Consider the following 23,314-nt stretch of genomic DNA (forward strand, 5'->3'; position numbering starts at 1 on the left):
CCGATGAAGTCGTTACGTGTGTTGTTCGATAATTTCACCCTTGCGCTGCTCGCGGTGATCCTCGTCGCCACGCTGTTGCCATGCGAGGGGCAGGGCGCCTTGGTGTTTGGCGTGTTGACCAACCTGGCCATCGCCCTGCTGTTCTTTCTGCACGGGGCCAAGCTTTCCCGAGCGGCGGTCGTGGCCGGGGCAGGGCACTGGCGTCTGCACCTGCTGGTGTTTGGGTGCACCTTCGTGATGTTCCCGCTGCTGGGGCTGGCACTCAAACCGCTGTTCCTGCCACTGGTTGGCGATGAGCTGTACCTGGGCGTGCTGTACCTCTGTGCTTTGCCTGCGACGGTGCAGTCGGCCATCGCCTTTACCGCACTGGCCCGTGGCAATATTCCGGCGGCAATCTGCAGCGCCGCCGCATCGAGCTTGCTGGGTATCGTACTGACGCCTGTGCTGGTGGTGCTGTTGATGGGGGTGGAGGGCGAGGGGGCTTCCAGCCTCGATGCGTTGTTGAAGATTGTTCTGCAACTGCTGGTGCCCTTCGTGGCCGGGCAACTGGCCCGACGCTGGATTGGCGCCTGGGTGATGCGTAACGCTACGTGGCTGAAAACCGTGGACCAGGGCTCGATTTTGCTGGTGGTCTATACCGCCTTCAGCGATGCGGTGGTCAGCGGGCTCTGGCAGTCCGTCGCGTTCTCACGACTGTTGGGCCTGACGGTGGCGTGTTGCGTACTGCTGGCCGCAGTGCTGTGGTGCACCCAGGCATTGGGCCGTTGGCTGGGCTTCAACCTGGAGGATCGCATCACCATCCTCTTTGCCGGCTCAAAGAAAAGCATGGCCACCGGTGTGCCAATGGCTCAGGTTTTGTTTGCCGGGGGTGGCATTGGCGCGGTAATCCTGCCGCTGATGATCTTTCACCAGATCCAGTTGATGGTTTGCGCGGTCTTGGCACAACGTTATGCGCGTCGCGTGGGTTGATACGGGTCGAGTTGTTGATTTCAGAACGGTCCTACAGCCAGCCTGCAGGTGGATCTGCTAGCGTTCAAGCTTTTCGGGCTATCGGCCCATGGGGATACTGCTGTGCTCTGTCTGCCCACTGTTCGCTTGCTGTTTCCCGCTGCGGTTCTGCTGTTGCTGACCGGCTGCCAGGCCCAATCCCTGTCATTGCCCAAGAGCGAAAAACTCTCCGCAGAAAAAGTCGCGCAGATCGCGACGACCATCGACCAGACCTACCCGAAGCTGTCCACCGACATACGCACCCAACTGCTCAATACCGTGGTGCAGTCGCTGGACAATATGGTGTTTGTCGAAGGCGGCGAGTTTCAGATGGGGGATTTTGGCTGGAAGTGTGATGATAATCCGCATGATATGTGTGAGTGGCCGTGCGGGGTTGAGCCAGCCCAGTTGTGCAATATCAGCATGGACGGGGATGATGATTTTGTTCATCCGGTTAAATTGAGCGGTTACTATTTTTCGAAATTCCAGACCACGATTCACGATTTCGATCTGTTTTTTATTGCCCAAGGCAAACCGCTGTATGACGCGGACAACCGTAAACGTGAAGACGTACAGGATTTGTATGAGCCTAGTAACCCTGCTCCCCCAAAAAGCTGGGATGAAGCCAAAGGTTATTGTAACTGGCTAGGTGATTTGAGTGGTTATCCCGTAGACCTACCCACCGAAGCGCAATGGGAATATGCCGCTCGCAGCCGTGGTCAGCATGTGCACTTTTCTACCGATAATGGCAGTTTGAATTACGGGCGTAACTTTCCACTTCGAGGGGGCGACCAAACCTTTGCCGTAGACCGCTTCGCGCCCAATCCGCTGGGCATTTATAATCTATCAGGCAATGCCGTAGATTGGGTAAATGACTGGTATGACGAAGACTATTATAGACATTCACCATTGAAGAACCCGAAAGGACCAGATAAGGGAACCCTAAAAATTCACAGGGGATCGTCTTTTTCGGAAAGCCCACCCCTTACAGCAAGTACTGTCCGGCGATGGGCTGCGGACCCTTTTAAAATAGGTTACGTACCTGGCTATGGATTTCGTTGCTCCATACAAACCGATCAACCCTTGTGAGTCAAAACAGAAAATAACGGCGTGATGATACGCCCTTGTTGGCTTTAGTCCCTAGACCAATCCGGTAAATTTCCCGCTACGTTGCGCGGCCAACAGGATATCTTGCTTGGTGCTAAAAGGGCTCGGCATCCAGGCCATGCGCTTTTCACTGCGTCCGGATTTTGGGTTAATGGCTAATCCATCAATGAAACGATTGAATAGGTTTTGCTCGCTGCCATCGAGTAACGTGTTGATACGCGCTAGACTCTCCATGGCATTTACTTTTTGGGCTTTGGAGTCGCAGTGCTCCAGCACTTCAATGAAGTGTCGCCAGCTGCGGACGCCAGAAAGCAGTAAAATCAACGCATGCTCCCGCCTCTCGTTGAAACTCCAGACGAGACTCTCAGACAAAAGATAAACCATTGGGCCAATAGTTTCCGGCGGCAGTAAGTCAATTGAGAGGTACTGTTTGCCCACTAAAACAGCACGATGTGTCAGCAGGTGTTCTACTAGTGCATCTGCTTCACTCAGAGTCGCTTGTCGATTTTTCCACCAAATAGCCATTTCGTTTGCACCGAAATTGAATACCGTCTGAGCGGTTTCTACTGGGTTGGTCGCGGCATGGTAGAGCGCTTTATACATAAAGCCAAAGGCTTCAGTGCTAATTCCGAGTAGATACCGATAATCCACCTCAGCCAATGCCTTGCAAAACAATAAGGCCAGTTTCCCGGTCAGTTCCACGTCGACTACGGCAGTGAAGCCGCCTCCGGCCCCTGGCCCCAGTACCAGCGAACCACTGCAGCGTATAGCCAGTCGGTTCTTCGCAATTTCAATACCAAACTCACCACTGACCCCAGCCCCCAACGCAACATTCCCCTCCGCCTTGATCTGCGCCAGATCCACCCAGTTGCTGCTGGCATTCGCCTGACCGGGCTCGATGTTGCCAATGCCTTGCAGGTCGGGTTCGATCCATTGAAAGTTGCCGGTGAGGGCGCCACCGGTTTGGGCGCCGGCGAACGCGGTGCCTTTGACTCCGATGTAGCCACTTTTGCCGACGTCCAGGGTTGGCGTGCCGAGCAAGGCCGTTGCGCCCGCGGGCTGCTCGCGGGGTTTGTACTGTGTCTTTGTTGCCGCTTCCCCCTGTAACTGCGTGCCCACAAAGCAGCTCAGCTCCAGCCGGCCGCTCAGGCGGAACACGCCCAGGGGGTGGCGCACGGTCTTACCCTCGCCGTTGCGGTAGGTCATGCTGGCCAGGTAGCCGCCCTGGCTGGGAAAGTAGCTGTTGAAGGACACCGCTGCGTCAGCCAGGGAAAATTCGGCCGTGCCCTTGACCCCGACATCGATCAGCCCCTGCGCCGGGTTCCAGCTATTGATACCGGCACTGGCGCTGGCGGCGAAGCGCAAGGCCTGGGCGTCGGCCGAGACGGCGTAGCGGGCCGCATCGGTGGCGTTGGAGGTCCAGGACACTTCCTGGTGCAGGGTATTGAGCAGGTTGTCCTTGTCACTGCTCCACGAGGCCAGCTTGGCCTCCAGGCTACCCAGTGGCCCTGATTTACGGCTGGTGCTGATCGCCGACTGAATGTCCTTGATCAGCTCACCGGCCAACTGCTTGTTGAAGGGTTTACTGGCAAGAGTCTGCGTGCTGATGCGCACTTTCCAGTCGATGCGCTCATGAAACACTGTTCGAATGTAGTAGCGACGGCTCGGGTCGCTGAACAGGATCACTTCCACCACATGGATGCCGGTGCGCTGTTGATGCCCTTGTTCTGCTCTTCGCTCACGGCCTTTACCGTGTTTGAGGTCGGGCATGGCCGCCGTGGAACGGGTGCTGCTGGCTTCAGCCTGGGCCTTGCGCTGGGCGGCCAATTGCGTGCGCAGCTCGGTGATTTGCGCGTCGATATCCTGCACTTTCTGCTGCTGCAGTTGTTCCCAGTTGCTTTCGCTGCGGCTGCCCGAGAACAGGCTGGGCTCATAGCGTTGGTACCAGTCGCGGGCTTCCTGCAGGGTACGGAGTTGCCCGGACAGATCTTCCTCGGTCGTCGGCGTTGGTGTGCTCGGCTCAGCAGGTTCGGCCGGGGCGTCACGGGTGAGCACGCCTGCGGCTTCGGCCTTGAGCGTCCAGTCCTCCTTGACGCAACGGGTGCAAGTGCACGCGGCATAAGGCACTTCGATGCGGGCGCAGTGGCTGACGGGCTGGGCGGCTGCCAGCGTTTCGTGCAGTTCGTCCATCAGCTCGCGAACGAAGGCGACTTCCTGTTTCAGGGCCTTGGCCTGCGGGGCGGTCAACACGCACAGGTGCGGCGAGCCTGTCACATGGACCACATCAACCAGCTCTTCCTTGCATTCGATACTGCCTTCAATGGAAAGGCAGGTCTGGCTGTCCGCGTGCATGCGCGGGGGCAACCGCGGACGCGAAGGCGTAGCAGGCAGGTTCAGTTGCCAGCCCACCTTGATCACATCGGGATCCTTGATGATGGGGTTGAGCGCCAGTACCTCTGGCACGCTAGACCCATTCTGCTGGGCGATGAGCACTAGCGTGTCGCCGGCTTTGACGGTGTAGGTGTTAACCAGCATCTGTTTGTCGTCCTTGTACGTTAGCGGCTCTCATGGCCAACCCGCAGCCCTGAGTGCGCACAGCGATGAAGGTTGTGACGCTAACAAATGCCTATGAAAACCAATGTAGGACCATTCCTAGTGCTGCGACATATCTCTCCGAAAAATCGAGCACGTCATCTGGACTGTCTCCCGTGTAAGCGGCAGCATTGCCGGCGATACACCGATCGCCAGCAATGCCGACTACTACCGCTCTGCGTTCGCAGCCCTTACACACGGGCTTCCAGGATCAGGTTGAAGGGAGTTTCCGTTGCGCGGCGGAACCGGCTGAATCCCGCCTCGTTGAACACCTTGCGCAAGCGTGCCTCTCCGGCCTGCGCACCCAGGCCCAGGCCGACCTCCTGGGACAAGGAGTTGGGCGTGCAGATAAAGGTCGAGGCGGCGTAGAACAGCCGGCCCACCGGGTTGCTGTTCTCTTCCAGGGTGTCGTTGGCGTAGGGCTCGACCAGCAACACGGTGCCGTCCGGTTTCAGTGTTGCCCGGGCATGCCGGGCAGCCCCCACGGGGTCGCCCATGTCATGCAGGCAGTCGAAGTAGCAGATCAGGTCGTAGTCCGCGCCGGGATAGTCCTTGGCGCTGGCCTGGATGAACTGCACGCGATCTTCCACACCGCCTTCCACTGCGCGCTGTGTTGCCGTGGCAATGGACGGCGCGTGGTAGTCGAAGCCGGTAAACCGCGACGCCGGGAAGGCCTGGGCCATGATCACGGTCGAGGCGCCATGCCCGCAGCCGACATCGGCCACCTTGGCGCCTGCACGCAATTTTTCGACGACGCCGTCCAGCGCGGGCAGCCACTCCGCGACCAGGTGCGCACGGTAGCCGGGCCTGAAGAAACGCTCGGTGCCGCTGAACATGCAGGTATGGTGCTCGCCCCATGGCAGGGCACCGTTACCACGCATGGCTTTTACCAGCTTGTCCTTGTCGTGGAACAACGCTGAAATCACCACGGCGCCACCGGCGACGTACACCGGCGAGTCCTCTATTGCCAGGGCCATGGCCTGCTCTTCAGGCAGGCGGAACTGGCCCTCGGCATACTCCATGTAGCCTGACGCCGCTTGAGCACTCAGCCATTCGCGCAGCAACCGGGCATTGCAACCGGTTTTGCTGGCCAGCGCTTCAGGGGTGGTGGGTTGGCTGTCGGCCATGGCCCGATACAGGCCCAGCTCTTCGCCAAGAATTACGTTGGCAAGCATTGCAGCGGCGCCCATGTCGGTCACCAGCTTGCCCATGAAGTCATTCAGTTTGGCCTCGTCCATGGTGTGTACTCCTTTCAGAAGACCACTATCAACGCAGGCACCGACCAGGTCGGTGACCTCCGGCCGTTACATCGGGAGTGAGGCTTTAAGTATAGTTCCGCACCGTAGTGACGGTGATCCGTTCGGCTCCAGCCCCGTGCTGGCTATGAGCCGTGTTTGCCGAGTGCCTTGGCAACATCGGCCTGGATCTTGTAGGCCGGCGCTTCCACCGCGTCGTAATCACGGGTGTAGCGGGCGGCAAAGTCATCGACGCCCCATTGCTGGTACTGCTGCACATGCTTGAGCTCATGGGCCCAGAGGGCGACGTTGTTCAGGGCGTCCTGCTCATGGCGAAAGACGATGATGTCCATCAAGGTCACGGCATTCACGTCCGGGTTTTGCAGCATGGCATTGGCGGCGTTCAGCTCCTGGGTATCGCCGACCTTGTAGCGGGCGCTGTCGAGGACCTGGAAGTCGTAGTAGGGTTCAAGTTGCACACGGATGTTCAGCGGAATCGGCTGAACATCACCCGCAGCGGCTGAATTGCGCGACTGCTTGATCCATCCGGCAAGGCCGGTAGCCGCTATTTGGCCGACTTGCGCAAAGACGGTACCGATCTCTGTTTGGCTGACCGGCGCGCAGAAGCAGCTGCCCATGCACACCTGGTACTGGCCGGTGGGGCATTGTGTGGTGGCGCCAGAGGCGAGCAGGGGGCTGCACAGGGTAATGCTCAGGGCCATCGAACGGCCCAGTGTACGCAAGGAAGCGGCTGGCATGAGGGGTCTGGAACCAAGGCTGATCGGCAATAAGGGCGGTGGATTCTAGCGACTGTTCGACCATTGAGAAGGCGGTAAGTTGCGTTGTCGGCCCGCAGTTATCACCTGTGTTCGCCGAGGCCTGGGGCCCGCGTTCCATGGCGCTGCCGACGGCCGTGTTGTTCAGCGCAGGGGGGCGGCGTAGAATCCCGGGCATCAGGCCGCACCCTCCATACTCATAATGATCTGTTGACTGCTCGCTTTACCCAGGGCTGCGCCCTTGGGTGGCGATAGCCTGCGCAGGTCTTTTGCGTATGAATTTGAGTTTCGAGTGCCCGTACAGGTGCCGGGTTGGTTCTAGACCAGCCCGGCAGCGGCCCCTGTAGGCGGTGTGCTCCCAGAGCGTTGCCCATCTTTTGACAAATACACCCACGGATACGCGTGCCGGTAGTTGGTTGAGCGTGATTGCGCTGGCCCTGGCGGCTTTTATTTTCAACACCACCGAGTTCGTTCCGGTCGGCCTGCTGAGCGCCATCGGCGCGAGCTTTGAACTGTCGACCGCTCAGGTCGGCCTGATGCTGACGGTCTATGCCTGGGTCGTATCGTTGACCTCGCTGCCGATGATGCTGCTTACGCGCAATATCGAGCGGCGCAAGCTGTTGGTTCTGCTGTTTGTCCTGTTCATTGCCAGCCATGTGCTGTCCAGCATGGCCTGGAGCTTTGGCATGTTGCTGCTCAGCCGCATCGGTATTGCGTTGGCGCACGCTGTGTTCTGGTCGATCACCGCCTCGCTGGCCGTGCGCGTGGCGCCGCCGGGCAAGCAGGTGCAGGCACTCGGCCTGCTGGCGACCGGCACAACACTGGCGATGGTGTTGGGCATTCCGCTCGGGCGGGTGGTGGGCGAGGCGCTGGGTTGGCGGATGACCTTCATGGCGATTGCCGGGGTGTCCGGGTTAACCATGCTGTGCCTGGCCAAGTCCTTGCCGTTGCTGCCCAGCCAGAATTCCGGCTCGCTGCGAAGCCTGCCGGTGCTGTTCAAGCGGCCGGCGCTGGTGTCGCTCTATGTGCTGACCGCAATGGTGATTACCGCCCAGTTTACCGCTTACAGTTACATCGAGCCGTTTGTCGACGTCGTGGCGGCCATGAGCGGCGAGGTGACCACCTTGCTGTTATTGCTGTTCGGTGGTGCGGGGTTGTTCGGTTCGTTGCTGTTCAGCCGCTACAACAACCGCTTCCCTCGCGGTTTGCTGATGGCCTCAATCGCTGCACTGGCGCTGTGCCTGGCGCTGTTGTTGCCCCTCTCCGGTGAGGTATTGGCGCTGGGCGCGCTGTGCGTACTGTGGGGCGTGGCCATCATGTGTTTCGGGCTGGTGATGCAGGCCAAAGTGCTGAACCTGGCGCCGGATGCCACCGACGTGGCGATGTCGCTGCATTCGGCGATCTACAACATCGGTATCGGTGGTGGAGCCTTGCTCGGTAGCGTGGTGATCAGCCACGTGGGTGTGGCTCACATCGGCGTCGTCGGTGGTCTGCTGGCCGGTGCTGCACTGTTGGTGTGCGTGGTGACCACCTACCGCTACAGCGCGCCGGCCAAGGTTGTTTCGCAGTAGAGTGGCTCAGTAGCTGTTGCGTACTCGCCGGGTAGTACGCCAGTGGGTCAATACCCACCAGTAGACCAGGCCGTTGACCAGCAGCACCACGGCACACAGTACGATCTGGATCGAGGCGGTCAGCCCGGCCGGGTAGATCAACGGCCAGACATAGTGATCAATAAACCCGCCGCTGTAGCCCGAACTGCCGGCGGCCTGGCGCAAGGCGTTTTCCCAGGCGGTCAGGGGGCAGGTCAAATGAAAGCCTTCGACCGCTGCGCCCCAGGCAATGGCCGGCACGTGGCACCAGATCAGCGGGCGCCACTTGAGAACCAGCAGTCCGCCAAAGAGCACAAAAAGAATAAACAGCAGATGAAACAGCACCAAACCATCGGCGCCCAGACGGTACAACATGATCACTCCTGAATCGGCTTACGGTCCCTGTTACGCAGCAGGATAATCCAGCTGCCATTACGGGCCGCAGTTTTATTTTAACGGGGCCGCTGGGGCTGCGCCTGTTCACATGAGTGACGGCCAGCCGCGGCTGCGGCTGGCCCCTGATCGCTGAGATGCCCTTCAAGGTGTTACGTGATAGGGGTTGCGCGGGTCATGCTGCCAATCGAGGAAGGGTTTGCCGTTATCCTGCGCGACCATCTCAATGCAGTCCTGCACCGGGCAGGTGATCTGGCAGAGGTTGCAGCCTACGCATTCGGCGTCGATCACCTCGTAGCGGTGGCTGCCATCGGGCTGTTTCAGGCTGGCGATGGCCTGGTGCGAGGTGTCTTCGCAAGCGATATGGCAGCGCCCGCAGCCGATGCAGGCCTGCTGGTCGATCCTGGCGATGACCTGGTAGTTGATGTCCAGGTACTTCCAGTCGGTGGTGTGGCCGACGGCCCGCCCGCTGAAATCCCGCAACGTGTGATAACCCTGGCTGTCCATCCAGCGTGAAAGGCCGTCCTTCATGGCTTCGACGATTCGAAAGCCATGCAGCATGGCGGCGGTGCAGACCTGTACTGAACCACAGCCCAGCGCGATGAACTCGGCCGCATCGCGCCAGCTGCCGATACCACCGATGCCGCTGATCGGCAGGCCCTGGGTGGCCGGGTCTCGGGCGATTTCGGCGACCATGTTCAGGGCAATCGGTTTCACCGCCGAGCCGCAGTAACCGCCATGGGTACTCTGATTCCCGACAATGGGCAGGGCGACCATGCGCTCCAGGTCGACACTGGTGATGGAGTTGATGGTGTTGATCAATGACACCGCGTCGGCGCCGCCACGGTAGGCCGCACGTGCCGATTGGCGGATATCGGTGATGTTCGGCGTGAGTTTGACGATCACTGGCAGCTTGCTGTGGGTCTTGCACCAGCGGGTAACCTGCTCGACGTACTCCGGCACCTGGCCGACTGCCGCCCCCATGCCACGCTCAGGCATGCCGTGGGGGCAACCGAAGTTCAGCTCGATACCGTCAGCGCCGGTGGCTTCCACCAGCGGCAGGATGGCTTTCCAGGATGCCTCGACACAAGGCACCATCAACGACACGATCAGGGCGCGGTCGGGCCAGTCCTTTTTGACCTGGGTGATTTCGCGCAAGTTGATGTCCAGTGAGCGGTCGGTAATCAATTCGATGTTGTTGATCCCGATAACCTCGCGGTTGGCGCCATAGTGCGCCGAGTAACGTGACGACACGTTGACCGCAGCCGGGTCTTCGCCAAGGGTCTTCCAGACCACGCCACCCCAGCCGGCCTCAAACGCCCGGACCACGTTGTAGGCCTTGTCGGTGGGCGGGGCGGAGGCCAGCCAGAAAGGGTTGGGCGCTTTGATGCCCGCGAATTCGATCGACAGGTCTGCCATTTATGCGGCCTCCACATGGGTCATCAGTTGGGCGTGAATGGCCTGGGCTGCCAGCTTGCCGTGCTGCACGGCCTGGACGGTGAGGTCCTGCCCGAGTTGGGTACAGTCACCACCGGCATACACACCGGGGAGACTGGTGCGCATCTGTTCATCGACGCGAATGCGGTCGCCGTCGCGGGCCAGGAGTTGCCCGCTGGCGTCGTTCAGGGCGTGTTCATCGAAGGTCTGGCCGATGGCCTTGAAGATGGCATCGGCGGCCAGTTCGAAGGTTTCCCCTGTAGGCTGCAGGCGACCTTCGTCCAGGTGGGTACGAGCAAAGCGCATGCCGCGCACCCGACCCTGTTCATCCAGCAGGACTTCGTCGGGTTGTGCCCAGGTCAGCAGACGCACCTGATTGGCCTTGGCGATGTCCTGTTCATGTGCCGTTGCGCCCATGTCCGGGTAGCCACGGCGGTACACCAGATTGACCTCACGAGCACCCAGGCGGGCCATCTGCACGGCCATGTCGATGGCGGTATTGCCGGCACCGAGCACGATGCAGCGCTCGGCCAGTGGCAGTTGGCTCAGGTCGTCGGCCTGGCGTAGTTCGCGGATGTAGTCGGTGGCGGCGAGCAACCCCGGCGCGTTTTCGTTGGCCAGGCCGAGTTGACGGCTGGCGTTCAGGCCAAGGCCAAGGAACACCGCATCGAACTGTTGGCGCAGATCCGACAGGCTCAGGTTGTCGCCCAGTACCTGACCATGGCGTATTTCAATGCCGCCAATCTGCAGCACGAACGCCAGTTCGCGCTGGGCGAAGTCGTCGACCAGCTTGTACTTGGCGATCCCGTACTCGTTCAGCCCTCCGGCCTTGGGCCGTGCCTCGAAGATCACCACGTCGTGGCCATGCCAGGCCAGCCGATGGGCACAGGCCAACCCGGCCGGGCCGGCACCGACCACCGCGACGCGCTTGCCGGTAACGGGCGCGCGCTGGAACGGGTGGGCGTCGAAGTCAGCGTGGTCCAGGGCGTAGCGCTGCAGCGAGCCGATCAACACAGGCGCGCATTCCTGATGATGGTTGCGCACACAGGCTTGCTCGCACAGCACCTCGGTCGGGCAGACCCGCGCGCAGCTGCCACCGAGAATGTTGGCCGAGAGAATTTTCTCGGCCGCGCCCTGGAGGTTGTCCTGATGAATGTTGCGGATAAAGGCGGGGATGTCGATTTCGCTGGGGCAGGCGTTGACGCACGGCGCATCGTAGCAATACAGGCAGCGTGCGCTTTCCAGCGCAGCCTGGCGGGCATTGAGCGGCGGCGCCAGGTCGCTGAAACGCTCGGCCAGGGTGGCGTTATCGACGCCGGGGCGGGGGAGGTGATTCAAGGAGTCGATCACGGTGGTGGCCTCTGTTCTGATTGTTAGAGTCACTACGACCAGTGGAGCAGCGTCACGGCCTTGCTTTCAGCGTTTCACGGCGCTCGGCTTATGCAATTCGGCACGCTTGCTCAACAGGTCGAATACCGCAGGGTAGGCGGGCCGTTCGAGGTAGCGCCCGGCACCGCGCTCGGCGCGCAAGTCACCGTCGGCCCAGACCACGCGGCCTTGGCTGATGGTGTGGCTGGGTATGCCGCGCACGGTCTTGCCTTCGAAAATGTTGAAGTCGACGTTCTGGTGATGGGTCTTGGCCGAAATGGTCCGCGTGCCTTCCGGGTCCCAGAGCACCAGGTCGGCATCGGCGCCGACGCGCAGGGCACCCTTGCGCGGGAAGAGGTTGAAGATCTTCGCGGTGTTGGTCGAGGTCAGGGCGACGAAGTCGTGCACCGACAGCTTGCCGCTGTTGACCCCTTCATCCCAAAGCACGGCCATGCGGTCTTCAATGCCGGCCGTGCCATTGGGGATCTTGCTGAAATCGTTGCGCCCGGCGGCTTTCTGCTCGGCGCAGAAGCAGCAATGGTCGGTGGCGGTGGTGTGCAGGTTGCCTGATTGCAGGCCTTGCCACAGCGCCTGTTGGTGGCCGATTGGGCGGAACGGTGGGCTCATTACGTAGCCGGCGGCCGTCTGCCAGTCCGGGTGGCGGTACACATTGTCATCCAGCAGCAGGTGCCCGGCCAGTACCTCGCCGTACACCGGCTGGCCCTTGGCCCGGGCGTAGCTGATTTCGTCGAGTGCCTCGCGGGTCGAGACATGCACCAGGTACAACGGCGTACCGAGGGTTTCGGCGATACGGATCGCGCGGCTGGCCGCCTCACCTTCGACCTGCGATGGCCGCGACAAGGGATGCGCCTCGGGGCCGGTGAGGCCCTGGGCCAGCAGCTTGCGTTGCAGGTGGTAGACCAGTTCGCCATTCTCGGCATGCACGGTAGGCACCGCGCCCAGTTCCAGGCAGCGCTCGAAACTGGCTACCAGGGTATCGTCGGCGGCCATGATCGCGTTCTTGTAGGCCATGAAGTGCTTGAAACTGTTCACACCGTGCTGTTGAACCAGTTCGCCCATTTCCTCCCGTACCTGTTCGCTCCACCAGGTGATTGCGACATGGAAGCCGTAGTCGGCGGCGGACTTCTCGGCCCAGCCACGCCACTGGTGGAAGGCTTCGAGCAGCGACTGCTGCGGGTTGGGAATGACGAAATCGATGATTGACGTGGTCCCCCCGGCGAGGCCTGCGGCGGTGCCGCTGAAAAAGTCCTCGCTGGCCACGGTGCCCATGAAGGGCAATTGCATGTGGGTGTGCGGGTCGATGCCGCCCGGCATCAGGTACTGGCCGCTGCCGTCGAGTACCTCGCAGCCAGTGGGGACCTCGAGGTTGTCGCCAATGGCCTTGATCAGGCCGTCAGCGCAGAGCACATCAGCCCTGTATCGCTCTTCATGGGTAATCAGGGTGGCGCCACGGATCAACAACGTCATAGCGAAGCTCCTCACAGGCTTGACCGGTGTTCCGGTTCTACGTTTTGTGCCACGGGACGCTGCTGGCAGAATCCTGCCACTGCTGTCAGAAATTGAATCTAGTTGTGCTTTTTCGATTGGGCAAGAATATTTCTAATAAGCTTATTCCTAATTCAAGCTACTGATTTTTAAGGATAAAAATACAAAATCAACAAATTGGTGCAGGCGCTCACCAAATTGACGCACTTGACAGAAAGCCGAAATGGTCAAGATTTCTCATGGGAAATCAGCGGTTTGACCGGGACAGGTGCGGGCCTATGGCAATCACCCAAAAATATTCCCTGCACCCCTTTGGTTCCCCAGGGGCGTACCTGCGTCAGGTGACCGTGAACCCAGTCGCCGCCGGGGTGCGTCCATCGGTGCTGTCGGTGCCGGGAAAGCGGCGTTGTACGCCGGTTTCAACACAATCGCAGCCGCCGTCGCCTGTTTCGGCACGCTTATTGTTTGCCGCCGCTGTGCGTTGGCCGGAGCCGCGATTGTTCAATGCAAGTGCAAGAACTCCAGCCATCGTCACGATGTGCAGACAATCAGAACAACAGTGGAGCGGCCATGCAGCAGATCAAATCGCAAGTGAGCGAACGCGACGGCTTGTTCGAGCTCGACGCCGGCAGTGATGTTCTCGAGAGCCCCCGGTACAACCACGATATTGCGCCGACCAAAGTCCACGAGCGCACCTGGAACAAATGGCATATCACTGCGCTGTGGGTCGGCATGTCGATCTGCGTGCCGACCTACACCTTGGGCGGTGTGTTGACCGCCTACTTCGGTCTGACGGTTGGGGAGGCGTTGCTGGCGATCCTGCTGGCAAACGTCGTGGTGCTGGTCCCACTGACACTCAATGCCTTTCCCGGGACCAAATACGGCATCCCTTTTCCGGTGTTGTTGCGCTCTTCATTCGGCATCATCGGCTCCAACGTGCCGTGCCTGGTCCGTGCCTTGGTGGCGTGTGGCTGGTTTGGCATCCAGACGATGTTCGGCGGCCTGGCTATCCACCTGTTTTTTGGCGCGATCTCGCCCGAATGGAAAGCCTTGGGCGGCACCGGTGAGGTGATCGGCTTTCTGCTGTTCTGGACCTTGAACCTGTGGGTGGTGTTGCGCGGTGCCGAGTCGATCAAATGGCTGGAAACCCTCTCGGCTCCATTGCTGATGCTGGTGGGGGCTGGGTTGCTGTTCTGGGCCTTGCCGAACGTTTCCATCAGCGAACTGATGGCGCAACCGCCGAAACGCCCGGAAGGCGCGAGCGTGACCGGTTACTTTCTCGCCGGACTGACAGCCATGGTCGGCTTCTGGGCCACCTTGTCGCTGAACATCCCTGACTTCAGCCGCTACGCGAAAAGCCAGAAGGACCAGATCGTCGGGCAGATCATCGGTTTGCCGCTGACCATGTTCCTCTTCGCCGCCCTGGGGGTTGTACTGACGGCCGCATCGGCATCGCTGGTAGGGGAAACGGTGTCTGACCCGGTCAGCCTGATCGGGCACATCCAGAACCCGCTGTGGGTTGCCTTGGCGATGGCCCTGATCATCATCGCCACGCTGTCGACCAACACGGCTGCAAACATTGTTTCGCCGACCAACGACTTCCAGAACCTGGCGCCAAAATGGATCGGCCGCACCAGTGCCGTCATGCTGACCGGCGTGGTCGGGCTGTTGCTGATGGCCCATGAGTTGCTGAAAAAGCTCGGCCTGATCGTCTCTGACGTAAGCCTGGAGTCGGTCTATTCCAACTGGCTGCTGGGGTACTCCAGCCTGCTGGGGCCGATTGCCGGAATCATGGTGGTGGACTATTTCCTGATTCGTCGGCAGACCCTGGACCTGGCTGGCCTCTACCGCGACGACGTGTATCCCGCCTGGAACCTGGCCGGTTTCGTGGCCTTCGGTGTGCCCGTGGCCCTGACCCTGTTGTCGCTAGGCAGCACGGCGTTCAGTTGGTTCTATGATTACGGCTGGTTTACCGGTTCGGCCTTGGGTGGGCTGATCTACTACATGCTTGGCAGTCTCAAGGCTTACCGCGCTGCGAGCGTCAAAGCCAGCGTTTAAACCCTCAGGCCCGTGGAGGCCCGTTGACTGATGCAGGAGATGCACATGCAAACAGCTCAGGACGTTCTGCAATCTACCCTCCACCACGTCGACGGAGGTCGACTCTGGCGTTCACTGATGGAGCTGGCGCAGCTTGGTGCCACCGCCAAAGGTGGCGTTTGCCGTCTGGCACTGACTGACCTGGACCGCCAGGCCCGTGACCTGTTCGTGACGTGGGCGCAGGCTGCCGGTTGTACGGTGACGGTGGATGCGGTGGGCAACATCTTTGCCCGTCGTCCAGGGCGCAACCCGACACTGCCGCCGGTGATGACCGGTAGCCATATCGACACGCAGCCTACGGGCGGCAAGTTCGATGGTTGCTTCGGGGTGATGGCGGGCCTCGAGGTGTTGCGCACCCTCAATGACCTGAAGGTGGAGACCGAAGCGCCACTGGAGGTGGTGGTCTGGACCAACGAGGAGGGCTCGCGTTTTGCTCCGTGCATGATGGGTTCGGGCGTCTTTGCCGAAAAGTTCACCCTTGAGGAAACCCTGGCCAAGACCGATGCCGAGGGCATCACTGTCGGCGAAGCACTCAATGCCATCGGCTACGCAGGATCGCGTGCGGTGACCGGGCACCCGGTGGGCGCCTATTTTGAGGCGCATATCGAACAGGGGCCGATACTTGAAGACCAGCAAAAGACCATTGGCGTGGTGCTCGGTGCCCTTGGCCAGAAGTGGTTTGACCTTAACCTGCGCGGGGTCGAGGCCCACGCCGGGCCGACACCCATGCACCTGCGCAAGGATGCGCTGGTGGGGGCAAGCGCTGTGGTGGCCGCGGTAAACCGCGTGGCACTGGAGCACCAGCCGCATGCCTGTGGCACCGTAGGGTGCCTGCAGGCCTACCCGGGATCGCGCAACGTCATTCCTGGCGAAGTGCGCATGACCCTGGACTTCCGTCACCTGGAGCCCGAGCGCCTGGCGTCGATGATCGCGCAGGTCAAGGACGTGATCACCGACACCTGTCGTCAGCATGGCCTGAGCTACACCCTGACGCCGACCGCCGACTTCCCGCCCCTGTACTTCCATGAACGTTGTGTGGAGGCGGTGCGTAATGCCGCCAGGGGGTTGGGCCTGTCACACATGGACATCGTAAGCGGTGCCGGGCATGACGCGATCTTCCTGGCAGAACTGGGGCCGGCCGGGATGATATTCGTACCTTGCGAAGGCGGGATCAGCCACAACGAAATCGAGAATGCCGCACCGCAAGACCTCGCCGATGGGTGTGCGGTGTTGCTGCGGGCGATGTTGTCGGCAGCGCAGGCCATAGCGCGTGATCGGGAAGCGGCATGATCTCGAATTTACATTATGTGTATAGGGTATCTACTTGTTTTAATTAGATTAAATACCTGTACTTAAAGTAAATTCTAGCTTGTTATTTTGACCGCTTTCAGGGTTCTGTGACGGGCTTGCCTGCGATGGTTTCGAGGGGGCGTCAGTGAATGCGTGGCGCCTGTATCGTTGGCAAGCCAACGTCCCACAGGGGCAATTCAGGGCGTCGAACGCGGGCTTTGCGTCATGAGGTTGTCTTCATCCAGGCTTTCCTGAACCATCTGCAGAAAGGTTGCCACCAGTCGCCGTGAGCTCTGTTCGCGCAGGCACACCAGGGTTTCGGTCAAGCGTCGTTGGCAGTCGACAATCGGCAGGGCACAAACCCGCGCATCGGCGCCGAACTCGGCCGCCGACACCACCCCGACGCCAATGCCCACCACCACAGCCTCCCGCGCCGCTTCGCGGCCTTCGACCTGAATCGCCGGGCGAATGCGCAGGCCTGCGCGTTGCATTTCTTCTTCCAGGGTTTGCCGGGTCACCGAGCCCGGTTCGCGCAGCACTATGGGCGTGTCGTCGAGGTCCTGGAGGCTGATCGAGGCACGGCTTGCCCACGGGTGCTGGTGGGAAACGAAGGCGACCATCGGGTCGTCGCGCAAGGGCACGCAGAGCAGCCGTTGATCGTCGACATCGCGCCCCAGCAGGGCCAGGTCGGCCTGGTAGTTGAACAGGCGCAGCAGCGACTCGTCGGTGTTGCCCGTCTCGATCTTCACGCTGATGCCGGGGTAACGCTGGCAGAACCGGGCGATCTGCGGCAGTACGTGTACCGGGGCGTCTACCGCCAGTACCAGGGTGCCGGTTTGCAGCGCGCGTGAATCCTGCAGCAGTTCGTGCGCTTCGTCCTCGCAGGCAAACAGACGCTGGGTGATGCCCAGCAGGCGCTCACCCAGATCGGTCAGTTGCACCGAGCGTTTGTTGCGGTGGAACAGCAGGATGCCGAAACGCTCCTCCAGTTTGCGCACCTGATCGGAGATCGCTGGCTGAGTGAGGAATAATCGTTCGGCGGCACGGGTGAAGCTGCCGTGCAGCGCAACCGCGTGGAAAGCCTTGAGTTGAGCGTGTGAAACGGACATGGCGGCACCTGTTACAAGCTGAGCTTATATTTGAAATACGATAAATCGATTTTCTTTATCAGTCAGTAATTGTTTCCATCGCTCTCAGCCCGCGGGCAACATTCGTTCGAGTGTGTCCCGGGCCATGGGCTCTGGACGACAGCGCAAACAACAACCGCGTATCCCCGGGATCCATCTGACCAGGTGATGGCCTTGCTTGGCCGTCACGCAGTGCGCAACACAAGAACAAGACAGGCGTTTTTTCCCAATTCTGCCGGCACACTCAGATTCCGAGGTCAGATTCACCATGAATAAACACATCGCAAGCATCAAACGTTGGCGCATGCAGATCTTCGCCATCACCTGGTTGGCCTATGCGGCGTTCTATTTCACCCGCAAGGCTTTCTCGGTGGCCAAACTGGGCATTGGCGAAGACCCCAGCTTCACCCTCGACAAAATGGCCATGGCCAACCTCGATGCGATCTACCTGACGGCCTATGCCGTCGGCCAGTTCACCTGGGGCATGCTCGCCGACCGCTTTGGTCCCAGGGTGGTGGTATTGGGCGGCCTGGTGATTTCGGCCGCCGCGGCGGTGGTCATGGGGAGTTATGCGACGTTCCCGATTTTCGCCACCTGCATGCTGATTCAGGGCTTGGCGCAATCCACCGGCTGGGCAGGGCTGTGCAAGAACATTGGCAGCTTCTTCCCGGCGGTTCAGCGCGGCCGTGTACTGGGGCTGTGGAGCTCTTGCTACGCCTTCGGCGGCCTGGTCGCCTCGCCGTTTGCCGGCTGGTGGGCGTACACGCTGATTGGCAGCTGGCACGCTGCGTTTTTCTCCAGTGCTGCGGTGGTCGCTGTGGTGGCAGTGCTGTTCTTCTTCCTGCAGCGCAACAAGCCCGAGGACGTTGGCTTGCCGGCGGTTGAGCCGGAGCCGGAAAGCATGGTGCCTGGTACCACCCTGTGCAGCGTCTGGGCACCTCTACGCGAGATTCTGCGCAACCGCACGGTGCTCACCCTGGGCCTGGCCTATTTCATGTTGAAGCCGGCGCGCTACGCGATTCTGCTCTGGGGGCCGGTCATCGTCTTCGAGCAAATGCCGTCGCTGGGAAAGGTTGGCGCGGCCATCGTGCCTACTGCGTTTGAACTGGCCGGCTTGCTCGGGCCGATCATGATTGGTCTGGCCTCGGACAAACTGTTTGGCGCCCGGCGTATGCCCGCCTGTGTACTCAGCCTGCTGGTGTTGACCGTGACGCTGGGGTTGTTCATGGGGGCGATGCACACCGGCAGCGTGATGTTGGTCGTGGCCTTGTTGTTTGTCATGGGCCTGACCCTATATGGGCCGGATTCGATGATCAGCGGCGCCGCCGCAATTGACTTCGGTACCGCCAAAGCGGGCGCCACTGCTGCTGGTTTCGTCAATGGCTGTGGCTCGGTGGGGGCCATTCTTGGCGGCCTGCTGCCGGGCTACTTCGACACGGTCACGGTGTTCATTGTGTTTGCTGGCTGCGCCTTGTTCTCGGCGCTGGTACTGGTACCGCATTGGAACAGCCGCCCGGCCAGCCTGGCCGATACGGCAGCCGTCGCACCGAACACATCAATGGCAATCAAGCCAATGCGCACCTGAGTCGACAAGGAGACACACAATGAGGCCGTTCTGGTTACAGCAGGCATTGGACCAGGAAGAGGCGGCGCCTTGTGCGCCGCTGGCCGGTGACAGCCGTTGCGATGTATGCATCGTCGGCGGCGGCTACACCGGTTTGTGGACCGCGCTGATGCTCAAGGAGCAACAGCCGACGCTGGATATCCTGCTGATTGAGGCGGATACCTGCGGCGCAGGTGCCAGCGGGCGCAATGGTGGCTGTGCCTTGTCCTGGTCGGCCAAGTATTTCACGCTGGAGCGGCTGTTTGGGGTTCAGGAGGCGGTGCGCCTGGTCCGGGAGTCGGAACAGAGTATTCGGGCTATCGGCGACTACTGTACTGCCCATGGTATCGACGCCGACTACCGATTGGATGGCACCCTGTACACCGCCACCAACTCCGCTCAAGTGGGGGCGACAGACCGTGTGATCGCCGCGCTGGAGCGCCAGGGCGTGAACTCGTTCCAGCGTTTGCCATTGGCGCAGGTGCAGCGCCTGGCAGGTTCGCACAAGCACCTGGAGGGGTGGTTCTCGCCGGCGGCAGCAACGGTTCAGCCCGGTAAACTGGTACGTGGTTTGCGCCGGGTCGCGCTGCAGCGGGGCATTCGTATCCACGAACAGACTGCGATGACCGGCCTGCAGCAGGGGCGACAATCACAGGTACAGACCGCCCACGGTACGGTACACGCCGACCGTGTGGTGCTGGCCTTGAATGCCTGGATGGCACGGGCGTTCCCACAGTTCGAACGCAGCGTAGCGATTGTCTCCAGTGACATGATCATCACTGAGCCCTACCCACAGTTACTCGAACAGATGGGCTTGAGCACAGGTATCAGTGTGCTGGATTCGCGGATTTTCGTGCATTACTACCACAACACCCCGGATGGCCGGCTGATGCTTGGCAAAGGCGGTAATACCTTTGCTTATGGCGGAAAAATGCTGCCGGTGTTCGATCAGCCGTCGCCTTACGAGCCGTTGTTGCGGCGAAGCCTTGGCGAGTTTTTCCCGGCATTGGCCGACGCACGGATCGCGGCGACCTGGAACGGTCCTTCTGACCGCTCGGTCACCGGCTTGCCGTTTTTTGGCCGATTGCAGGGCGAGGGCCAGGTGTTCTACGGCTTTGGCTACTCCGGGAGTGGGGTGGGGCCTTGCCATATGGGCGGGCAGATTCTGTCCTCATTGGTTTTGGGGCTCGACAACCCCTGGACGCGCTCGCCGCTGGTCAATGGCCCGTTGGGCTATTTTCCACCTGAACCGATCCGTTACCTGGGGTCGTTGATGGTGCGCAATGCGATCCGGCGCAAGGAGCAGGCCGAAGACCATGGGCGCCGACCCCGCCGCCTGGATGTGCACCTGGCCAGGTTTGCTGCAGCGGCTGGCAAGGCCGACAAGGGTTGAGGCGATTTTTTGTCGATTGCGGCAAAGAGGGCGTATAAACTGCACCCACTTTGCCGGTCGCTACCTGAACCGGCGCTTGAAGCACAGAAAGAGAGTCGACATGGGCGCACAGTGGAAAGCCAAACATAAAGAAGCAGCAGCCAATGCCAAGGGCAAGATCTTCGGCAAGCTGGCCAAGGAAATCCAGATCGCCGCACGCGGTGGTGCCGACCCTGACATGAACTCCCGCCTGCGTCTGGTGGTCGAGCAGGCCAAGAAGGCCTCGATGCCTCGCGAAACCCTGGAGCGCGCGATCAAGAAAGGTGCTGGCCTGTCGGGTGACGTCGTGCAGTACACCCTGGTCAAGTACGAAGGTTTCGCTCCGCATCAGGTGCCACTGATCGTCGAGTGCCTGACCGACAACGTCAACCGCACCGTTGCTGAAATCCGCGTACTGTTCCGCAAGGGCCAGTTGGGTGCCGAGGGTTCGGTGTCCTGGGACTTCAACCACGTTGGCCTGATCGAAGCCAGCCCGGACAGCGCCGACGCCGACCCGGAAATGGCCGCCATCGAAGCCGGCGCCCAGGATTTCGAGCCTGCCGAAGAGGGCGCGACCCTGTTCATTACCGAAACCACCGATCTGGATGCGGTGCAGAAGGCGCTGCCTGAGCACGGTTTCAGCGTCATTTCGGCGAAAATCGGTTATGTACCGAAGAACCCCGTCACCCTCGACAGCGAAGAAAAGCTCGCTGAAGTCGAAGCCTTCCTTGAGGCCATCGATAACCACGACGACGTGCAAAACGTCTACGTCGGTCTGGCAGGCTAACACCTTCCCGTCACACTGCCGGGCAGCCTCGTTGCCTGCCCGGTGGTCGAGACGCCAGCATGGCGTTAACATCGGTCCTGTAATTGTTCCCATAACAACAATCAGGACGTTTATGAACAACACCCATGTACTTTCCATCCAGCAGTTGGCCTCGCCCGAGGGTTCCTGCTACGGCTGCGGCTGCTCCCATCCTACCGGTCTGCACGTTGAAAGCCATTGGGCCGAAGACGGCGTGCATGTGCTGTGCAAGCACACCCCGGCAAGTGAATTCCATGGTTGGCCGGGGCTGGTCTACGGCGGTCTGCTGGCGATGCTGGTCGATTGTCATTCCAACTGGACGGCAATGGCCTATCACTACCGTGCCGAGGGCCGTGAACCGGGCAGCCTGCCACGTATCGACTGTGTGACCGGGCAACTGAGCCTGACCTACCTCAAGCCGACCCCCATGGGTGTCGAGTTGGTGCTCAAGGCCCGCGTTGAAGGCGAAGTAGGGCGCAAGAGCCGGGTGATTTGCGAAATTTGGGCCGGTGATGTCCTGACCGTGACCGCCGACTCGGTGTTTGTTCGTGTAGACACCGAACGCCTGCGCCAACAGGCTCACACCCCCGCTTAAGGTTGTACGTCTTTGGAATGGCAGCCCTGTTGGCCGTGCAACGGGGGTGTCGCTCCGGCCCGCCTGTGTTGATGACTTGACCCGTTGAAAAGAGGTGTATACGCTCGCGTCACTCAGAAGCCTACCGACCGTTAGGTTTTGTCTGGGGCGAATTGGAAATCGAGCACATGCATACCGTAACAAAAACGCCATCACCGCCTGTTCGGTTTGCCGTGGCGCTGGCGCTGATCGGCGCCCTTGGCCCTTCGGCAGTCGACATGTACCTGGCCAGCATGCCGGCGATTGCTGCCGAATTTCGAACGTCATACGCCGCCGTGCAGTTGACCTTGACGGTGTTCCTGCTGGCCATGGGCGCCGGGCAACTGTTGTTTGGCCCACTGATCGATATGCTGGGTCGACGTCGGCCATTGTTGGCAGGGCTGCTGGTGTTCATCCTCAGTTCGGTATGGGCGGCCCGCGCAGATTCCCTCGACGCGTTGGTTGTGGCGCGTTTTGTCCAGGGCTTGGGCAGTGCCCTGACGCTGGTCGTGATCATGAGCATGGTGCGCGATGTCGCCGAAGGCGCCCGGGCGGCGCAACTCTTTGCCTTGCTGATGACTATTGAAGGCCTGGCGCCGGTTGTTGCGCCGGCCGTGGGGGGCGTTGTTGGTGCGCACTATGGCTGGCGAATGGTCATGCTGGTGTTGGCCACGCTGGGTGCCGTCGTGCTGCTGAACGCCAGCCTGGTGCTCAAGGAAACCTTGCCTGCAGACCAGCGCATGGCCTTTCGACCCAGGGCGTGTCTGCGCACCTATGCATGGATTGCCAGTGACCGGCAGTTCCTGCGCCCGGCGTTGGCGCTGGCGGCGGTGTTTTTCTTCCTGTTCGCCTACATTGGTGGCGCCGCGTACGTCTATCAGCACCACTATGGGCTGTCGGTCGAGGCGTTTGGCACGCTGTTCGGAGCCACCGGCATTGCGATTTTGCTGGGTGCGATCACGGCGGGGCGGCTGGTGGCGCGCAAAGGGCTTGGGCGTTTGGCGTTGGTTGGTGCCGGCTGCATGTTGCTCGGTTCGCTACTGGTACTGATTGGCGCCGTTACCGCCAGCGGGCTGGTCGGGATCGTCGCAGGCATGGCCCTGGCCATGTTTGGGCTGGGCGTAGCCGAGGCCACGCTGATGTCGATGGCCATGGCTTCACAAACCCGTGCACTAGGCTCTACGGCGGCATTGCTGGGGGCGTTTCAGTTGATCATTTCGTCGTTCGCCACGCCGTTGTCAGGCATCATGGCGCCTTTGGGCGCATCGCATTGGGCGTTGCTGCTGGCGCTGTCGGCTGCGTTGGTAGCGGTGCTGGTACGCGCCAGTGTGCGCTGTGCGCCTGGCGAGCGGCCGCACCTGGCCGGGCACTGAGGCCC

18 protein-coding genes are annotated in these 23,314 nt (G+C 60.9%); 10 read left to right on the forward strand and 8 right to left on the reverse strand.

Translation table 11 applies throughout. The annotated features are described in order from the left end of the window. Window positions 1-3: 3 nt before the first annotated feature. Both CYD26_RS07575 and CYD26_RS07580 read left to right on the forward strand, forming a co-directional pair. Window positions 4-969, forward strand: coding sequence for a bile acid:sodium symporter family protein (locus CYD26_RS07575; RefSeq protein WP_102052267.1), 966 nt, complete (start codon window positions 4-6; stop codon window positions 967-969). Between the two features lie 102 nt (window positions 970-1,071). Continuing rightward, the gene (locus CYD26_RS07580) at window positions 1,072-2,076 is read left to right on the forward strand and encodes an SUMF1/EgtB/PvdO family nonheme iron enzyme (protein WP_256587978.1); all 1,005 of its coding nucleotides are present in this window, start codon (window positions 1,072-1,074) and stop codon (window positions 2,074-2,076) included. A 51-nt stretch (window positions 2,077-2,127) separates the two neighbouring features. Here CYD26_RS07580 and CYD26_RS07585 read toward each other — a convergent pair whose 3' ends face one another. The 3 genes from CYD26_RS07585 to CYD26_RS07595 form a co-directional block, all read right to left on the reverse strand. Further along, on the reverse strand, window positions 2,128-4,629 hold the full coding sequence (locus tag CYD26_RS07585; RefSeq protein WP_102052268.1) for a LysM domain-containing protein: 2,502 nt from the start codon (window positions 4,627-4,629) through the stop codon (window positions 2,128-2,130). A 248-nt stretch (window positions 4,630-4,877) separates the two neighbouring features. Then, entirely contained in the window at window positions 4,878-5,924 is a 1,047-nt protein-coding gene (locus CYD26_RS07590; RefSeq protein ID WP_102052269.1) for a class I SAM-dependent methyltransferase, read from the reverse strand. Window positions 5,925-6,067: 143 nt separating this feature from the next. After that, window positions 6,068-6,679, reverse strand: a complete 612-nt coding sequence (locus CYD26_RS07595) for a DUF4157 domain-containing protein (RefSeq protein WP_083199920.1) — start codon at window positions 6,677-6,679, stop codon at window positions 6,068-6,070. A gap of 395 nt (window positions 6,680-7,074) precedes the next feature. Between CYD26_RS07595 and CYD26_RS07600 the strand changes: the two genes are divergently transcribed. Beyond that, window positions 7,075-8,268, forward strand: coding sequence for a sugar transporter (locus CYD26_RS07600; RefSeq protein ID WP_102052270.1), 1,194 nt, complete (start codon window positions 7,075-7,077; stop codon window positions 8,266-8,268). 6 nt (window positions 8,269-8,274) lie between these two features. Here CYD26_RS07600 and CYD26_RS07605 read toward each other — a convergent pair whose 3' ends face one another. The 4 genes from CYD26_RS07605 to hydA form a co-directional block, all read right to left on the reverse strand. After that, complete coding sequence (locus tag CYD26_RS07605; protein ID WP_102052271.1) at window positions 8,275-8,661, reverse strand: DUF2784 domain-containing protein; 387 nt, start codon at window positions 8,659-8,661, stop codon at window positions 8,275-8,277. A 162-nt stretch (window positions 8,662-8,823) separates the two neighbouring features. Next, the gene (gene preA / locus CYD26_RS07610; protein ID WP_102052272.1) at window positions 8,824-10,098 is read right to left on the reverse strand and encodes an NAD-dependent dihydropyrimidine dehydrogenase subunit PreA; all 1,275 of its coding nucleotides are present in this window, start codon (window positions 10,096-10,098) and stop codon (window positions 8,824-8,826) included. Continuing rightward, entirely contained in the window at window positions 10,099-11,466 is a 1,368-nt protein-coding gene (locus CYD26_RS07615; protein ID WP_102052273.1) for an NAD(P)-dependent oxidoreductase, read from the reverse strand. 66 nt (window positions 11,467-11,532) lie between these two features. Then, a complete protein-coding gene (gene hydA / locus CYD26_RS07620) occupies window positions 11,533-12,972 on the reverse strand; it encodes a dihydropyrimidinase (protein WP_102052274.1) in 1,440 nt (479 codons plus the stop codon). A 588-nt stretch (window positions 12,973-13,560) separates the two neighbouring features. On the opposite strand from hydA, the gene CYD26_RS07625 reads away from it, so the two are divergent. Continuing rightward, the gene (locus CYD26_RS07625) at window positions 13,561-15,048 is read left to right on the forward strand and encodes an NCS1 family nucleobase:cation symporter-1 (protein WP_102052275.1); all 1,488 of its coding nucleotides are present in this window, start codon (window positions 13,561-13,563) and stop codon (window positions 15,046-15,048) included. Between the two features lie 45 nt (window positions 15,049-15,093). Next, window positions 15,094-16,377: a Zn-dependent hydrolase gene (locus CYD26_RS07630; RefSeq protein WP_102052276.1), complete on the forward strand. Its 1,284-nt coding sequence runs from the start codon at window positions 15,094-15,096 to the stop codon at window positions 16,375-16,377. Between the two features lie 197 nt (window positions 16,378-16,574). On the opposite strand, the gene CYD26_RS07635 is transcribed toward CYD26_RS07630, so the two are convergent. After that, window positions 16,575-17,486 (reverse strand): LysR family transcriptional regulator, encoded by a 912-nt coding sequence (locus CYD26_RS07635; protein WP_102052277.1) that lies wholly within the window; start codon window positions 17,484-17,486, stop codon window positions 16,575-16,577. Between the two features lie 286 nt (window positions 17,487-17,772). Here CYD26_RS07635 and CYD26_RS07640 point away from each other — a divergent pair, with 286 nt between their 5' ends. The 5 genes from CYD26_RS07640 to CYD26_RS07660 all read left to right on the forward strand — a co-directional run bounded on the left by CYD26_RS07640 (window position 17,773) and on the right by CYD26_RS07660 (window position 23,309). Further along, a complete protein-coding gene (locus CYD26_RS07640) occupies window positions 17,773-19,089 on the forward strand; it encodes an MFS transporter (protein WP_102052278.1) in 1,317 nt (438 codons plus the stop codon). 19 nt (window positions 19,090-19,108) lie between these two features. Then, complete coding sequence (locus CYD26_RS07645) at window positions 19,109-20,500, forward strand: FAD-dependent oxidoreductase (RefSeq protein WP_102052279.1); 1,392 nt, start codon at window positions 19,109-19,111, stop codon at window positions 20,498-20,500. Window positions 20,501-20,600: 100 nt separating this feature from the next. Then, on the forward strand, window positions 20,601-21,305 hold the full coding sequence (locus CYD26_RS07650) for a YebC/PmpR family DNA-binding transcriptional regulator (protein WP_102052280.1): 705 nt from the start codon (window positions 20,601-20,603) through the stop codon (window positions 21,303-21,305). 112 nt (window positions 21,306-21,417) lie between these two features. Further along, the gene (locus tag CYD26_RS07655; protein WP_065758377.1) at window positions 21,418-21,918 is read left to right on the forward strand and encodes a PaaI family thioesterase; all 501 of its coding nucleotides are present in this window, start codon (window positions 21,418-21,420) and stop codon (window positions 21,916-21,918) included. Window positions 21,919-22,085: 167 nt separating this feature from the next. Continuing rightward, window positions 22,086-23,309 carry a multidrug effflux MFS transporter gene (locus tag CYD26_RS07660; protein WP_102052281.1) on the forward strand — a complete coding sequence of 408 codons (1,224 nt, stop codon included), beginning with the start codon at window positions 22,086-22,088 and terminating at the stop codon, window positions 23,307-23,309. Window positions 23,310-23,314: the final 5 nt, after the last annotated feature.

The organism is Pseudomonas sp. FFUP_PS_473 (assembly GCF_002858665.1).
GTDB lineage: Bacteria > Pseudomonadota > Gammaproteobacteria > Pseudomonadales > Pseudomonadaceae > Aquipseudomonas > Aquipseudomonas defluvii.